We start from the raw sequence: 14,089 nt of genomic DNA, 5'->3' as shown, positions 1-14,089 counted from the left end.
GAGAGGTGTAGGCAGTCATGGCAGAGGGCGATGCTCTTTCCACCCACGTCTTCGGCGTGCAGCTGGGCGGCTACCTGGTCGAGTCGATCCAGGAGATCAGCGGGCTGAGCGTCGAGGAGGAGGTCGTCGAGGTCCGCCAGGTCAGCTCGACGGGCAAGCAGATCATCCGCAAGCAGCCCGGCGCCCGGCAGGCCGGCGAGATCACGATCACGCGGGGACTCGACAAGAGCAGCGAGTTCACCAAGTGGATCAAGGAGACCCTGAACAACGGGGCCGTCGACGCCGCCCGGCAGAACATCACCATCGAGATCAAGGACAGCACGGGCTCGACCGTCCGGCGCATCCAGCTGATGCAGGGCTGGGCCTCCAAGTGGGAGGGCCCCTCCCTGAAGGCCGGCGAGTCGTCCGGGGCCACCGAGACCGTGACCATCGTGTTCGAGGAGATCATCGTCGAATGAGGCGTCGCACGGTGACGGCGGGCAGCCTGGAGGACATCCTCCAGGCCACCGCGCCCGCCACGGCCCCCGAGCAGCCCACCCCCACCCCCGCGCCCGCCGCACCGGCGCCGCGGCAGGACCACGGACTGCGCACCGATTTCGAGTTCGAACTACCGCGCGGGTACGTGGACGAGGACGGCACCCTGCACCGGCACGGCGCGATGCGCCTGGCCACCGCGCGGGACGAACTGCGCCCCCAGATCGACCTGAGGGTCAAGGAGAACCCCGCGTACCTGAGCGTGGTACTGCTCAGCCAGGTGATCACCCGGCTCGGCACGCTCACCGACGTGCACGCGGGGATCGTCGAGCGGATGTACGCGACCGACGTCGCGTTCCTCCAGGACTTCTACCGGCGCGTCAACAGCGAGGGCCACACCCGCGCGGCCGTCACGTGCCCGCACTGCGAGGGCGGCTTCGAGGTCGACCTCTCCGGTGGGCGCCTGGGGGAATCGTGACGTACGCGCTCCCCCGGCTCCGGGAGGAGATCGCGTACATCGCCTACCACTTCCACTGGGCGCGCGACGAGATCCTCGACCTGACCCATCGCGAACGCCAGGACTGGGTCACCGAGATCGCCCGTATCAACACCCGTGTGAACGAAGGCGGTTGAACAGATGGCATGGCGGGACAGGCTGCGGCGGCGCGCCGCCGCGCCCGCCCGGGGCACGGCTCCCGCGGAGCCCCCGGCACCGGGCCCGGCGGCCTCCGAGGACGCCGCCGCACCGGACTCCGGCGTGCCCGGGAACTGGGACGGCGGCTGGCGCATGACGACGGGACCCCGGCTGACCGTCTCCCGCGCCCCGCTCGCCGTCAGCGACGGCCTCGTCTTCCGCGACGGCCTCGCGGCCTGGCAGAACCCGGCCTTCGACACCGGCCTCGCCCACGCCCTGGCCCCCACCGCCCCACCCGGCCTCGTCCACGGCGTGGCCCACCCCACCACCACCCCACCGACCCACAGCACCGGCGGCCCCCTCCTCCTCCGCGCCCTCACCCCGTACGGGACGGAGCCCGAGACCACGGCCCCCGAAGGACAGCATCGGGCCACCCCGAGCACTTCCTCGCCCACGCCCTCCACCGCGTCGCCGACGGCACCCGGGGTGGTACAACGGGCCGCGACACGACCGGGCGACGCGGCGTCGCCGGGGACGGGGACGGGGACGAAGGCGGGGACGAGGACGGGGACGGCCGAAGCGCCGCTGACGGGCGCCGGTTCGGCGGACTCCCCTGCTGCCACCCCATCGACCGTGACGCCGACCTCCGCCCCCGCACCGCAGGGCGCCGCCGCCGTCGGCCCGCCCGGGCCGGTGGTGGCGCGGGCCGCCACCGAGCGACCAGCGGACCGCGAGACGGGGGCTTCGCCCTCGGGGCGGGGCGGGGAGACACGAAGGGCTTCGTCGGGGCGGGGCGGGGAAACGCCCAACGCCTCGTCCGGGCGGGGAGGAGCGACCCGAGAGACCCGATCCCGCCCCTCAGGGGCGGGCGGGGAGACCGGGAACGCAGCCCCGAGCCCGTCGTCGAACAGGGTCGTGGAGACCCGTGGCCCTTCCTCAGGGCGGGACGGGAAGACCGCCAACCCGCCTTCGGGGCGTGGCGGGAAGACCGCCGGCCCGGCGTCAGGGCAGGACGGGAAGACCGCCAACCCGCCTTCGGGGCGTGGCGGGAAGACCGCCGGCCCGGCGTCAGGGCAGGACGGGAAGACCGTCAGCCCGCGTTCAGGGCGCGCGGGGGCAACCCGCACCCCGTCCCCAGGACAGGACGGCAAGACCGCCAATCCGTCCTCAAGCCGCGAAGGGGAAACCCTCACCCCGGCCTCGGGTAAGGGCCCGGGACCTACACCGGGCCCCGTAGAAAGTGCTGGCTCCTCGGCTTCGGGTCGGTCCGGAGAAACCCCTACCCCCTCGGGAGGCGGGGACGGCGGCCGGGCCCTGCCGCCCCATCGGCCGGACTCCGTCCAGCGGGCCCAGGCCAAACCGCCCGCCTCCGGCCCGGCGGCGGGCGACACGGCCGCCCGGCCCCTTCCGGGCGGGCCCGGAACCACACCCGGCAGCCGGGGCCTTCTCGCCCCGGACGGTCTGGGCGCCGCCGTGCAACGGGCCGAGTCCGCAAGCGGCGAAGGCACGGCCCTCCGCGCACCCACCCCGGCCCCGCCCCCGACTCCGGTCCTCCCGGAGTTCCCGCTGATACGACGCATCGCCGTCGTCCCCGAGGCGACGGCGGACCGGGTCGCGCAGCGCACGCCGGCCGGCAGCGCACAGAGCTCGCGCTCGTCGTCGGCGCCCGGGTACGGCAATTCCCGCCCTCGCGGCGGGGCAGAGGCACGGACGCCCGGCACCGGGGTCCCGGGGACCTCCACCGCAACCACCCCCCAGAACCCGGCATCACCATCCACCGACGGCCCCCGCACCACCCGGCCACAGGGCCCGTCCGGCGACGGCGCCCCCCGTGCCGTGGTGCGCCCCCGTACCGTCGGGAAGGCGTCGATCGTCGCCCGAAGTCCGTTGATGCCCAGGCGTCGTGTGGCGGTCGTGACACCCCCGGCCGCTGCCCATGCCACTGCCACTGCCACTGCCACTGCCACTGTCGCCCCCACCCCCGCCGCACCCCCGCACGCACAGCCCGCCGTCTCCGGACCCCCGGCAACCCCCGTCGCCCGACGCGCGAGCCGGGCGCCGCTGGGCGAGCCACTGGCCGAACTGCCGCCCACCGCCGAGCCGGTGGACGGCGGAACGGCGTCCGGTCCCAGGATGCCGGTGGTGCAGCGGCAAGCCGAGGAAACCGCCGAAGCCCCGGCCTCGCCCGTAGGACGACGGCCCAAGGATTCCGCACAGCCCGCGACCGACTCCAACGCCGGTGCCGGGCCTCGCGTACGGAGCGGGCTCGGGGCTCCACTGGCCTCGCTGCCGGCGAGTGCGGCTCTGCTCTCCGCCCCGCCGTCCCGGTCCGGCACGACGCGCACCGGTTCCCCCGCCGACGTACAGCGTGCGCCCGGGCAAGGAACGCCGCCCGCGCCGCTGTGGGGGGCGGACGGCGAGCGCGCCGTGCCGAACCGGCCTGAGGGCGCTCCGGCCGCCGCTCCCCCGCTCGTGCGGCGCACCACAGCCGGCGACTCCGCGTCCGTACCCCTCGTCGTCCCCGGCCCCGTCAGGGATGGCGGCAGCACCCGCCCCCACGACGGCGGCGCCAGCACACCTGTCCTGCGGCTGCTGTCGGCCCGTCAGCTGTCTCTCGGGCTGGACGTCGGGGACACGGGGGCCCCGGTCGCGTCCCGCGAGGACCCGGCGCCGAGTCCCGTGGTCCCGGCGCGCTGGCCCGACCCGCCGCCCGCGTCCACGCCTCCCGTGCAGCGTGCGGCGGACCGGCCCCGGGCAGCACCGAGCGTGCCGGGCTCCGCCGGCGGCGGACCGGGCCCGTACCGTACGCCTCTCCCCGTGACCGGCCCCCAGCCGCCTCCCCTCGCAGCCCCACCGGCCCCGGCGCCTGCGCCGGTGGGGAAGGGTGGCGTGCCCCCGAGCCACCCGGTTCCGGTGGCGCGGCCCGCACCGGTGCAACGCGCCGCGGGCGGCGGCGAACCGGACCCGCCGGCAGGCGGCGCCCGCCCGGTCCAGGCGGCCACGGCCACGACCCCGGCCGCGGCCCGGTCCGGCAAGGCCCGCGAGACGGCGCCCCAGGGGTCGGACACCGAGCTGGACGATCTGGCGCGGCGGCTGATCGAACCGGTCGCACGCCTGCTGCGCACCGAGTTGCGGCGCGGCCGGGAACGCGCGGGCAGGCCCTTCGACGGGCGCCGCTGAGCACACGAACGAACGAGAAACGGACGGCGGAGGACCGATGACCGACAGCATCTTCGCGACCAGCGTGTTCTTCCGGCTGGCGATCGGCGGCAACGACCTGGGCGCGTTCCACACGTGCTCGGGGATGGGGGCCGAGGTCGAGATGGAGAGCTACGCCGAGGGCGGCAACAACGGTTTCACCTGGCAGCTGCCGGGGCGCGTCACCTGGTCGAACATCACGCTCACCCGGCCGGTGACGGCGGACACGGCGAAGATCGGGCGCTGGCTGGACGAGACGCTGCGCAGGGTCGAGCCGAAGGACGGCGAGATCGTGGCGCTGCGGCCGGATCTGAGCCGGATCATCAGCTGGCAGGTCTTCGGGATCGTGCCGGTGCGCTGGCAGGGCCCCTCCTTCGATCCGGCGAACTCGGCGGCGGCGATGGAGACCTTGGAGATCGCCCACGCGGGCCTGCTGCCCACCTGACCACCGGCCTCCCCGCCTCGCGTCCGTCCCGCGTCCGCCCTGTTTCCGTCCCGTGTCCGTCCCGCCCCGGAAGGAGTCCCACGCCATGCCCGCATCGGCTCGCGCCAGCCGCGCCAGGGCCCAGCTCACCCTGAAGGAGCCGCCCGCGTCGGTCGGGGCCAAGCCCGGCGGGACGATCGCGCGGCTCGACCTCCAGTTCAACCCGTCGTCGCTGGAGCTGCGGAAGACCACCGAGTGGCGGCGGTCGCCGTCCCGGATGGCCGGGCAGTCGGCGCTGCCGGAGTTCGTGGGGAGCGGGCCGCGCGCGCTCAGCCTGGAGGTCTTCCTGGACGCCACCGCCACGCACGACAACTCGGTGGAGCAGGCGGTGGAGAAGCTGATGAAGGCGTGTGTGCCGACGCCGGCGAGTCTCGGCCGGAAGAAGCCGGCGAGTCCGTGGGTGCGCTTCGAATGGGGCAACGCGCGGACGACGTCGTTCGACGGGGTGCTGTCGAGCCTGTCGGTGACGTACACGCTGTTCGACGTGGACGGGAAGCCGTTGCGGGCCACCTGTGCGCTGTCCATCGAGGAGGCCAGCGTCGACCCCGCCGGCCAGAACCCGACATCGGGTGCGCGCACCGCCCGCAGCACGCACACGGTGGTGGCGGGCGACAGCCTGGCGATGCTGGCCTGGCACGAGTACGGCGACGCGACGGCCTGGCGGGTCATCGCGGAGGCGAACGGGATCGACGATCCGATGGCGCTGGTGCCGGGCACCGAGCTGGTGGTGCCGGGGACGCGGGACGCGGACGACGAGGAGGAGGGTCGATGAGCACGTCCGACGCCGGGGGCCGGTCGTTCGCGGCCGATCCGATCGTGGAGGCACCGGGTGAACTGCCGCCGGTGTGGGCCGCGCAGTTGGTGAGCTGTGTGATCGACGAGAACGTGGCGCTGCCGGACACGGCGGTGCTCACGTACCGCGACCCCGACCACGAGTTCCTCCAGGCGACCGGCATCACGATCGGCAGCCCGTTGAAGGTGTCGGTGGTGACGGTGAAGGGCCTGGCGCGGGAGCGCCTGTTCAACGGTGAGGTGACGGCCCTGGAGCTGGACCGGGACCGTACGGGTTCGTTCACGGTCGTCCGGGCGTACTCCAAGGCCCACCGGCTGCAGCGGGGCCGCAAGGTCGTGGCGTACCGGAACATGACGGCGGCGGCCATCGTGCGCAAGGTGGCGGCCGGGGCGGGGCTCACCGTGGGGAAGGTGGAGGCGGCGCCCGTGACGTACCGGCAGCTGTCCCAGGCGAACGTCTCCGACTGGGACTTCCTCCAGTTCCTCGCCGGTGAGAGCGGTGCCCAGGTACGGGTGGACGACAAGGGACTGCTCCAGTTCACCCGCCCCGTGAAGGCGTCGGGGGCGCCGGCTCCGTCGACGTCGGCGACGCGTCATCCGATGGTCCTGGAGTACGGGCGCAACCTGCTGGCGCTGCGGGCGTCGCTGTCGGCCGCCGACGGTGCGGCGCAGGTGCGGGTGCGCGGCTGGGACGTGACGACCAAGCGCCCGCTGGTGGCGGAGAAGCCGGCGGTGGTGAGCGACACGGTGGTGCCGGGGCTCGGTCCGCAGGCCGCCGCGCGGTTCGGCGCGGCGACCGTGACGGTGACGGACACGCCGTACCGCACGCAGGCCGAGACGACAGCGGTGGCGGGGGCCACGGCGGCCCAGATCAGCGCGGGCTACGGCGAGTTGGAGGCGGTGGCCGAGGGCAATCCGCTGCTCCGAGCGGGCAAGGCGGTGGCGCTCGGCAATGTGGGTGCGGCGTTCTCGGGCCGGTACACGGCGACGGCGGTGCAGCACGTCCTGGAGCCGCACGGCGGTTACCGCACGACGGTCTGGGTCAGTGCGAGCGCGGACCGTTCGCTGACCGGTCTGGTGACGGGGGCGAACGCCCCGGGCCGCGGGCCGCGCATCCCGGGTCTGGCGATCGGGGTGGTGACGGACGTGCGGGAGCCGAACGGCTCGCAGCGCGGGGCGGTGCGGCTGCGCTTCCCCTGGCTGGACGACACGTACGTCACGGACTGGGTGCGGACCGTGCAGTGGGGCGGGAAGGGCGGCGGCGGGGTGGTGAGCCCCGAGGTGAACGACGAGGTGCTCGTGGGCTTCGAGCAGGGGCTGCTGGACAGTCCGTACGTCATCGGCGGCCTCTACAACGGGGTCGACGAGCCGTCGCCGCACGACGTGCCGCTCGTGGACCGGACCAGCGGCAAGGTCAACCGGCGTTCGGTGGTGTCCCGTTCGGGCCATCGCGTGGAGCTGCTGGACGCCCCGGCGCCCGGCCCTTCGGGGCTGCGTCTGGTGACCGGGGACGAGCGGCTGGAGGTGCGGCTGGACGACCGGCGGGACCGGATCGAGGTCACCGTGTACGCCGGGCGGAACCGTCCGGTGAGCTCCGTCGTGCTGGACCGGGACGGCATCACGCTGGACGCGCGGCAGGGCACGGTGAAGGTGTCCGGCCGCGAGGTGGACATCGACGCCACGGCGGGGGTGCGCGTCGGGGGGCGGACGGTACGGGTGGCGGGCACGGCGGACGTCACGGTCGACGGCGGCCTGCTAGCGGTCCTGAAGGCCCGCCTGATCCGCATCAACTAGCCCCCACAAACCCACCCTTCCCCCCTCAACCCTTCTCCCCCTCCCCCCACTCTCCCCCAGGAGGTCCAGATGCCAGCCGCGGCCCGTACCGGCGATCCGACCGACCACGGTGGCCGGATCGCGACCCCGCCGCCCGGTGCCGCCGTGCGCGTGGCGACGGTGCTGATCGGCGGGCTGCCCGCCGCCGTGGTGGGCAGCCTGCACGTCTGTGTCGTCCCGCCGCATGCGGCGACGGGACCGGCCAACGTGGTGCTGCCCAGTCCGGCGGGCCTCGTGGCGGGCGCGGTCCTGATCGGCGGGCTGCCGGCGGCGCGGGCCCGCGACCGGACGGCGTGCGGGGCGACGATCCTCATGGGCGCGTCGAACGTGCTGATCGGGGGCGTGTGATGAGCGAGCGGTTCATCGGGCGCGGCTGGGGCTACCCGCTGCGGGTCGGCCCCACCGGGGGGATCGTGATGGTGGAGCGGGAGCGGGAGCTGGAGGAGGCGATCCGGCTGGTGCTGGGGACCGCGCCCGGCGAGCGCCCGATGCGGCCGGAGTTCGGCTGCGGCATCCACGAGTACGTGTTCGCCCCGGGCGACGGGGACACCGCGGGGCGGGTCGCGCAGCGGGTGCGCGAGGCGCTGGAGCGGTGGGAGCCGCGGATCGTGGTGGACGAGGTCGTCGTGGCCTTCGACTCCGTGGACGCGGGCACCCTCTACATCGACGTGCACTACACGGTGCGCACGACCAACGACCGGCGCAATCTGGTCTTCCCCTTCTACACGATCCCCTCCGAGGAGGGGACCGGGAACATGGCCGAGGACTGATGGCACTGCCCTCCCCGAACCTGGACGACCGACGGTTCCAGCAGCTCGTCGACGAGGCGAAGCGGTACGTGCAGCAGCGCGCCCCGGAGTGGACCGACCACAACGTGTCCGACCCGGGCGTGACTCTGATCGAGACCTTCGCGTACCTCGTGGACCAGCTGCTGTACCGCCTGAACCGGGTCCCGGACAAGAACTACCTGGCTTTTCTGGACCTGTTGGGCATCCGGCTGTTCCCGCCCTCGGCGGCCGTGGCGGAGGTCGACTTCTGGCTGTCGGCGCCGCAGCCCGACACGGTGACGCTGCCGGCGGGCACCGAGGTGACGACCGCGGCCGGCGGTCCGGACGAGGGGGACGAGGGGGTGGTCTTCGCGACGGTGGACCATCTCCGCATCGTCCCGAGCGAGTTGACGCGGCTGGTGACCGCGCCCCGGTCCGGCGGGCAGACCGACGTGACGGGTCCGCTCGCCGAGGGGCGGGACATCCCGTGCTTCCAGGCGGCACCGGAGCCGGGGGACGCGCTGCTGTTCGGGCTGCCGGCGCCGGTGCCGCGCTGTGTGGTGGCGGTGCGCCTGGACAGCCGGGTGCGGGGTGTGGGTGTGGACCCGCGGCAGCCGCCGCTGGTCTGGGAGGCGTGGGACGGCGGTCGCTGGCGGCGGTGCGAGACGGGTGCGGACAGCACGGGCGGCCTGAACCGGCCGGGTGAGGTCATCGTGCACGTCCCGGCCGGGCACACGGCTTCGGTGATCGCGGGGACCCGTGCGGGCTGGCTGCGCTGCCGGGTGACGGAGGCGGAGCCGGGCCAGCCGTTCTACTCGGAGTCGCCCACGGTGCGCGAGGCTGCCGTGTTCACCATCGGGGGCACGATGACCGTGGAGCACGCGGAGACGGTGACGGACGTGCCGCTCGGCATCTCGGAGGGGGTGGCGGGGCAGAGCTTCCGGCTCGGCCGCCCGCCGGTGCTGCTGGACGGGGAGCCGCCCGTCGTCGAGGTGTCGTCGCCCGAGGGGTGGCAGCGCTGGCAGGTGGTGGAGCACTTCGGGCGCTCGGGCCCGGAGGCCCGGCACGTGCGGGTCGACGCGACGCTCGGCGAGTTCACGTTCCCGCCGGTGCTGCGCGAGCCGGACGGCACGCTGGGCGCGCGGGGGGCCGTGCCGCCGAAGGGCGCGCACGTCCGGGTGGCCCGCTACCGGACCGGCGGCGGACCGTCGGGCAATGTCGCGCGGGGCGCCATCTCGGTGCTGCGCAGCTCCGTGCCGTACGTCGCGAGGGTCGGGAACCGGGAGGCCGCGCGGGGCGGTGTCGCCGGGGAGACGCTCGACAACGCGCGGCTGCGGGCGCCGGAGGCGCTGCGCATGCAGGAGCGCGCGGTGACGGCGGAGGACTACGAGATCATCGCCCGGCAGGCGGCGCCGTCGGTGCGGAGGGTCCGGTGCCTGCCCGCGTCCGCGGAGGGCGGTGCGGGAGCGGTGCGGGTCCTGGTGGTGCCGGATGCCGTGGCCGACGAGGGCGACCGGCTGCGCTTCGAGCAGCTGATCCCCTCCGACCAGGTGCTCGGGACGGTCACCAAGGCCCTCGACGAACGGCGCCTGATCGGCACCCGCCTGGTCGTGGAGCCGCCGTTCTACCAGGGCGTGACCGTGGTGGCCCGGCTCTCCGCGCCCGCGGCGGAGACGGACCGGGTGCGGGAGGCGGCGCTGGCGGCGCTGTTCCGGCACCTCGATCCGCTGCGGGGCGGCCCCGAGGGCACGGGGTGGGCGTTCGGGCGGCCCGTGCAGTACGGGGAGGTGTTCGGCGTTCTGCAACGCGCCGTCGGGGACGTGCTGGTGGAGGAGATCCGGCTGTTCGCCGCGGACCCGGTCACCGGGCGGCGCGGCGCCCCTGTCGACCGGATCGACGTCGGCGCGGGCGCGCTGGTCTTCTCCTACCAGCACCAGGTCGTCGTGACGGCCCTGGCCGAAGAGGAGGGGGCATGACCCGGGCCGCGGTCCCCGGCCTGCCCAGCCGGCACCCGATCGGCGAGCAGCTGCCCGCGATGTACGCCGAGGACGACTTCGCGCAGCGCTTCACGGCGGGGCTCGACACGGTCCTGGCCCCGGTCTTCGCGACCCTGGACAACCTGCCCTCGTACTTCGACCCGCGCCTGACCCCCGGCGACTTCCTGTCCTGGCTGGCCACGTGGGTGGGCGGCGTCGACGACCCCCGGTGGCCCCTGGACCTCCGGCGCGAGGCGGTGGCGGGCGCGGTCGAACTGCACCGGCGACGCGGCACCCGGCGCGGACTGGTCGACGCGCTGCGCCTGGTCCTCGGCGTGTCGGCCGAGGTCCACGGGGACGGCGCGGCCACCTGGTCCAGGACCCCCGGCACCCCGCTGCCGCCGCCTCCGGCCGAGGAGATCCTGGTCCGGGTGTGGCCGGACCGCGAGGAGACGGTCGACGCGGACAGGGTCCGCGCACTGGTCCGCACCCTCTGCCCGGTCCACACGGCCTGCCGGGTCGAGGTCCTGCCCGGCCCGCCCACCCCCGCCGAAGGAGCCGAACCCCATGCGTGAGTGCCCGGCGTGCGGCACGCCGAACGGCGTGACGGACGACTTCTGCGGCAACTGCGGCGCGTACCTGGGCTGGTCGGAAGGCTCCACGCCCCCGGAAAGCCCAACGCCCCCACAGCCGAACACGGCCAGCCGCCCCCCGACACCCACACCCACACCCACACCCACACCAGCACCAGCACCAGCACCAGCACCAGCACCAGCACCAGACACTCCCCCGCAACCCACCCACCCCACACCCGCACCTCCCGCCTCACCCCCTACCTCCTCGGCACCGCCTACCTCCCCTGCAGCCCTTACCTCCTCGGCGCCGCCTACCTCCCCAGCTCCCCCTGCATCCCCCCGTCCGGTGCAGCCGGCGAGGGCTGTGGTGGCGCGGCCGCAGGTGCGGGCGGTGCCGGTGGAGGAGGTGGTGGTCGGGGTGCCGTGTCCGGCGTGTGGGACGCCGAACGCGCCGGACCGGCGCTTCTGCCGCCGGTGTGCGGCGCCGTTGACGCCGTCCACGGCACCGGTCGCGCTGCCCTGGTGGCGTACGGTCTGGCCGTTCCGCCGCAGGGTGCGCGCGGGTTCGGGCCGGGCGGTGCGCTTCCTGACGGTCCTGGTCGTGGTCCTGGCACTGTGCGCGGCGGCGCTGCTGCTCCTCCCGGCCGGCCGGCGTCTGGTCGAGGACACGCGGGACAAGCTGGGCAAGGCGAAGCCGGTGACGCCGACCGGTGTGCGGGCGAGCGCGGAAGTACGGGGCCATCCGGTGGGCGACACGATCGACGGGCTCAACAACCGCTACTGGGGGGCGCCGGGGGCGGGCGCCTCGGTGACGTACACGTTCGCCGAGCCGTTCCGGCTGGTGGACGTGATCGTGACGAACGGGGCGTCGACGGACCCGGAGCGGTACGCGCTGCAGGGCCGGGCGCTGCGCATCGAGATGGAGGCGACGACGCGGGACGGGACGACCGTCCACGAGTCCTTCACGCTCAGCGACAAACCGGGCTCACAGACCTTCCCCACCGGGATCAGCGAGGTGACGAAGGTCAGGCTGGTCCTGAACTCGCCCGCGGGTCTGGTCGGGGGCCGCCATCTGGCGCTGGCGGAGGTGGAGTTCTTCCAGCGGGGGTGAGGCGGCCGGTTCCGGTGGCTCACCTCGCCGATCTCCGTGACCTTCCGGCCCGCAAGGTCGATACTGCCGAGGTCACAGGTTGATCCACCGGCCCCACGAGGAGACACCCTTGAGGATGTTGATCAATGTTCCGGAGACCGTGGTCGCGGACGCGTTGCGCGGGATCGCCGCCGCGCACCCGGAGCTGAACGTCGATGTGGAGAACCGGGTCGTGGTGCGGCGGGACGCGCCGGTCGCCGGGAAGGTGGCGTTGGTGTCGGGCGGGGGTTCGGGGCACGAGCCGCTGCACGCCGGGTTCGTGGGGCCGGGGATGCTCTCGGCGGCGTGTCCGGGGGAGGTGTTCACCTCGCCGGTGCCGGACCAGATGGTCCGGGCGGCAGCCGCGGTCGACAGCGGCGCGGGGGTGCTGTTCGTCGTCAAGAACTACACGGGTGACGTCCTGAACTTCGAGATGGCCGCGGAGCTCGCCGAGGACGAGGGCGTGCAGATCGCGAAGGTTCTGGTCGACGACGACGTGGCGGTGACCGACAGTCTGTACACGGCGGGGCGGCGGGGCACCGGGGCCACGCTGTTCGTGGAGAAGATCGCCGGGGCGGCGGCCGAGGAGGGCGCGCCGCTGGAGCGGGTGGAGGCGATCGGGCGGCGGGTGAACGAGCGGTCGCGCAGCTTCGGGGTGGCGCTCAGCGCGTGCACGACCCCGGCGAAGGGCTCGCCGACCTTCGATCTCCCCCCGGGAGAACTGGAGTTGGGCATCGGGATCCATGGGGAGCCGGGCCGTGAGCGGCGCCCGATGATGACTTCGCGGGAGATCGCCGACTACACCGTAGAGGTGGTCCTGGAGGACCTGCGGCCGAAGGGCCCGGTGCTGCTCCTGGTGAACGGGATGGGCGCGACTCCGCTCCTTGAGCTGTACGGGTTCAACGCGGAGGTGCAGCGGGTGCTCAAGGAGCGTGGTGTGGCGGTGGCCCGCACGCTGGTAGGCAACTACGTCACGTCACTCGACATGGCGGGCTGCTCGGTGACGCTGTGCGAGGCGGACGACGAGCTGGTCCGCCTGTGGGACGCGCCGGTACAGACGACCGCGCTGCGCTGGGGCCGGTGAACAGAATGAACAACCACGACACCAACGACACCAACGACGCCTATGACGCCACGTTCTTCCGGGCCTGGCTGGGGAGGGCGGCTGAGGCGGTGGACCGTGAGGCGGACCGACTGACCGAGCTGGACTCGGCGATCGGCGACGCCGACCACGGGTCCAACCTCAAGCGTGGTTTCGCCGCGGTGACGGCGACCTTGGACAAGGAGGCACCGGCCACGCCGGGGGCGGTGCTCGTGGCGGCCGGCCGGCAGTTGATCTCCACGGTCGGCGGGGCGTCGGGACCGCTGTACGGGACGCTGCTCCGCCGGACGGGCAAGGCGCTGGGCGACGAGGAACGGGTCTCGCGTGCCGCGCTCGCCGAGGCGCTGCGTACGGGGGTGGCCGCGGTGTCCCAGCTGGGCGGGGCGCAGGTGGGCGACAAGACGATGCTGGACGCGCTCGTGCCGGCGGCGGAGGCGCTCGGCACCTCGTTCGAGGCGGCCCGGGAGGCGGCGGAGGCGGGTGCGCTGGCGACCGTACCGCTGCGGGCACGCAAGGGCAGGGCGAGCTACCTGGGTGAGCGTTCCGTAGGGCATCAGGATCCGGGGGCGACGTCGTCGGCGCTCCTCGTCGGCGCACTCGCGGAGGTGGCGGCATGAGCGGACGCGTGGGCATCGTCCTGGTCTCGCACAGTGCGGCGGTGGCCACGGCGGTGGCGGAGCTCGCCCGGGGCCTGGCGGGCGGCGGTGACACGGCGCCGATCGTCCCGGCGGGCGGCACTCCGGACGGCGGTCTGGGCACCAGTGCGGAGCTGATCGCGGAGGCGGCGAAGGCGGCGGACGGGGGTGCCGGGGTGGCTCTGCTGGTCGACCTGGGCAGCGCGGTCCTCACGGTGAAGGCCCTGCTGGCCGAGGGGGACGAGCTCCCCGAGGGCGCACGTCTGGTGGACGCCCCGTTCGTGGAGGGCGCGGTGGCCGCGCTGGTCACGGCGAGCACCGGGGCGGACCTGGACGCGGTGACGGCAGCGGCGGCGGAGGCGTACGCGTACCGCAAGGAGTGACGGAGCGCCGCCCGACGACGGCGGGGAGGGGGCCGGTGCCGGAGCGGGGGTAGGGGGTGTCCGGACGTGGCGGCGCCCGTAACGAGCGCAGCGAAGTGAAGGTCGCA

At 74.4% G+C, this 14,089-nt stretch carries 15 protein-coding genes; all 15 read left to right on the top strand.

The window, feature by feature from the left end:
• Positions 1 to 17: 17 nt before the first annotated feature.
• The 15 genes from AB0Q96_RS37015 to dhaM all read left to right on the top strand — a co-directional run bounded on the left by AB0Q96_RS37015 (position 18) and on the right by dhaM (position 13,982).
• Entirely contained in the window at positions 18 to 458 is a 441-nt protein-coding gene (locus tag AB0Q96_RS37015) for a phage tail protein (RefSeq protein WP_329418251.1), read from the top strand.
• The gene (locus tag AB0Q96_RS37010; RefSeq protein WP_365333379.1) at positions 455 to 952 is read left to right on the top strand and encodes a hypothetical protein; all 498 of its coding nucleotides are present in this window, start codon (positions 455 to 457) and stop codon (positions 950 to 952) included. The genes AB0Q96_RS37015 and AB0Q96_RS37010 overlap by 4 nt, the downstream gene beginning before the upstream one ends.
• Positions 949 to 1,107 carry a DUF6760 family protein gene (locus AB0Q96_RS37005; RefSeq protein ID WP_365333377.1) on the top strand — a complete coding sequence of 53 codons (159 nt, stop codon included), beginning with the start codon at positions 949 to 951 and terminating at the stop codon, positions 1,105 to 1,107. Before AB0Q96_RS37010 ends, AB0Q96_RS37005 begins: the two co-directional genes overlap by 4 nt.
• A 2,890-nt stretch (positions 1,108 to 3,997) precedes the next feature.
• Positions 3,998 to 4,288 carry a hypothetical protein gene (locus AB0Q96_RS37000; RefSeq protein ID WP_365333375.1) on the top strand — a complete coding sequence of 97 codons (291 nt, stop codon included), beginning with the start codon at positions 3,998 to 4,000 and terminating at the stop codon, positions 4,286 to 4,288.
• Positions 4,289 to 4,325: 37 nt separating this feature from the next.
• Positions 4,326 to 4,751 carry a phage tail protein gene (locus AB0Q96_RS36995; RefSeq protein ID WP_365333373.1) on the top strand — a complete coding sequence of 142 codons (426 nt, stop codon included), beginning with the start codon at positions 4,326 to 4,328 and terminating at the stop codon, positions 4,749 to 4,751.
• Between the two features lie 85 nt (positions 4,752 to 4,836).
• A complete protein-coding gene (locus tag AB0Q96_RS36990; protein ID WP_365333371.1) occupies positions 4,837 to 5,562 on the top strand; it encodes a LysM peptidoglycan-binding domain-containing protein in 726 nt (241 codons plus the stop codon).
• On the top strand, positions 5,559 to 7,376 hold the full coding sequence (locus AB0Q96_RS36985; RefSeq protein WP_365333369.1) for a VgrG-related protein: 1,818 nt from the start codon (positions 5,559 to 5,561) through the stop codon (positions 7,374 to 7,376). Before AB0Q96_RS36990 ends, AB0Q96_RS36985 begins: the two co-directional genes overlap by 4 nt.
• 69 nt (positions 7,377 to 7,445) lie before the next feature.
• Positions 7,446 to 7,763, top strand: coding sequence for a PAAR domain-containing protein (locus AB0Q96_RS36980; protein ID WP_365333368.1), 318 nt, complete (start codon positions 7,446 to 7,448; stop codon positions 7,761 to 7,763).
• The gene (locus tag AB0Q96_RS36975) at positions 7,763 to 8,185 is read left to right on the top strand and encodes a GPW/gp25 family protein (RefSeq protein WP_329418259.1); all 423 of its coding nucleotides are present in this window, start codon (positions 7,763 to 7,765) and stop codon (positions 8,183 to 8,185) included. The genes AB0Q96_RS36980 and AB0Q96_RS36975 overlap by 1 nt, the downstream gene beginning before the upstream one ends.
• Positions 8,185 to 10,158 carry a putative baseplate assembly protein gene (locus tag AB0Q96_RS36970; RefSeq protein ID WP_365333365.1) on the top strand — a complete coding sequence of 658 codons (1,974 nt, stop codon included), beginning with the start codon at positions 8,185 to 8,187 and terminating at the stop codon, positions 10,156 to 10,158. Before AB0Q96_RS36975 ends, AB0Q96_RS36970 begins: the two co-directional genes overlap by 1 nt.
• Positions 10,155 to 10,733 carry a phage tail protein gene (locus AB0Q96_RS36965; RefSeq protein ID WP_365333363.1) on the top strand — a complete coding sequence of 193 codons (579 nt, stop codon included), beginning with the start codon at positions 10,155 to 10,157 and terminating at the stop codon, positions 10,731 to 10,733. The genes AB0Q96_RS36970 and AB0Q96_RS36965 overlap by 4 nt, the downstream gene beginning before the upstream one ends.
• Positions 10,734 to 11,220: 487 nt before the next feature.
• Positions 11,221 to 11,844: a zinc ribbon domain-containing protein gene (locus tag AB0Q96_RS36960; protein WP_365333361.1), complete on the top strand. Its 624-nt coding sequence runs from the start codon at positions 11,221 to 11,223 to the stop codon at positions 11,842 to 11,844.
• A 109-nt stretch (positions 11,845 to 11,953) separates the two neighbouring features.
• Positions 11,954 to 12,946, top strand: a complete 993-nt coding sequence (dhaK, locus tag AB0Q96_RS36955) for a dihydroxyacetone kinase subunit DhaK (RefSeq protein WP_365333359.1) — start codon at positions 11,954 to 11,956, stop codon at positions 12,944 to 12,946.
• A gap of 5 nt (positions 12,947 to 12,951) precedes the next feature.
• On the top strand, positions 12,952 to 13,581 hold the full coding sequence (gene dhaL / locus AB0Q96_RS36950; protein ID WP_365333442.1) for a dihydroxyacetone kinase subunit DhaL: 630 nt from the start codon (positions 12,952 to 12,954) through the stop codon (positions 13,579 to 13,581).
• Positions 13,578 to 13,982 carry a dihydroxyacetone kinase phosphoryl donor subunit DhaM gene (gene dhaM, locus AB0Q96_RS36945; protein WP_365333357.1) on the top strand — a complete coding sequence of 135 codons (405 nt, stop codon included), beginning with the start codon at positions 13,578 to 13,580 and terminating at the stop codon, positions 13,980 to 13,982. Before dhaL ends, dhaM begins: the two co-directional genes overlap by 4 nt.
• Positions 13,983 to 14,089 lie beyond the last annotated feature (107 nt).

Source organism: Streptomyces sp. NPDC093111 (assembly GCF_040683955.1).
In the GTDB taxonomy this organism is placed as follows: domain Bacteria; phylum Actinomycetota; class Actinomycetes; order Streptomycetales; family Streptomycetaceae; genus Streptomyces.
This window is presented reverse-complemented; position numbering and strand designations above follow the sequence as displayed.

Excerpts from the sequence above, each read along its gene's own strand:
- AB0Q96_RS37015 (WP_329418251.1), top strand. The coding sequence starts at position 18 with ATGGCAGAGGGCGATGCTCTTTCCACCCACGTCTTCGGCGTGCAGCTG.
- AB0Q96_RS37010 (WP_365333379.1), top strand. The coding sequence starts at position 455 with ATGAGGCGTCGCACGGTGACGGCGGGCAGCCTGGAGGACATCCTCCAG.
- AB0Q96_RS36995 (WP_365333373.1), top strand. The coding sequence starts at position 4,326 with ATGACCGACAGCATCTTCGCGACCAGCGTGTTCTTCCGGCTGGCGATC.
- AB0Q96_RS36990 (WP_365333371.1), top strand. The coding sequence starts at position 4,837 with ATGCCCGCATCGGCTCGCGCCAGCCGCGCCAGGGCCCAGCTCACCCTG.
- AB0Q96_RS36985 (WP_365333369.1), top strand. The coding sequence starts at position 5,559 with ATGAGCACGTCCGACGCCGGGGGCCGGTCGTTCGCGGCCGATCCGATC.
- AB0Q96_RS36980 (WP_365333368.1), top strand. The coding sequence starts at position 7,446 with ATGCCAGCCGCGGCCCGTACCGGCGATCCGACCGACCACGGTGGCCGG.
- AB0Q96_RS36975 (WP_329418259.1), top strand. The coding sequence starts at position 7,763 with ATGAGCGAGCGGTTCATCGGGCGCGGCTGGGGCTACCCGCTGCGGGTC.
- AB0Q96_RS36970 (WP_365333365.1), top strand. The coding sequence starts at position 8,185 with ATGGCACTGCCCTCCCCGAACCTGGACGACCGACGGTTCCAGCAGCTC.
- AB0Q96_RS36965 (WP_365333363.1), top strand. The coding sequence starts at position 10,155 with ATGACCCGGGCCGCGGTCCCCGGCCTGCCCAGCCGGCACCCGATCGGC.
- dhaL (WP_365333442.1), top strand. The coding sequence starts at position 12,952 with ATGAACAACCACGACACCAACGACACCAACGACGCCTATGACGCCACG.
- dhaM (WP_365333357.1), top strand. The coding sequence starts at position 13,578 with ATGAGCGGACGCGTGGGCATCGTCCTGGTCTCGCACAGTGCGGCGGTG.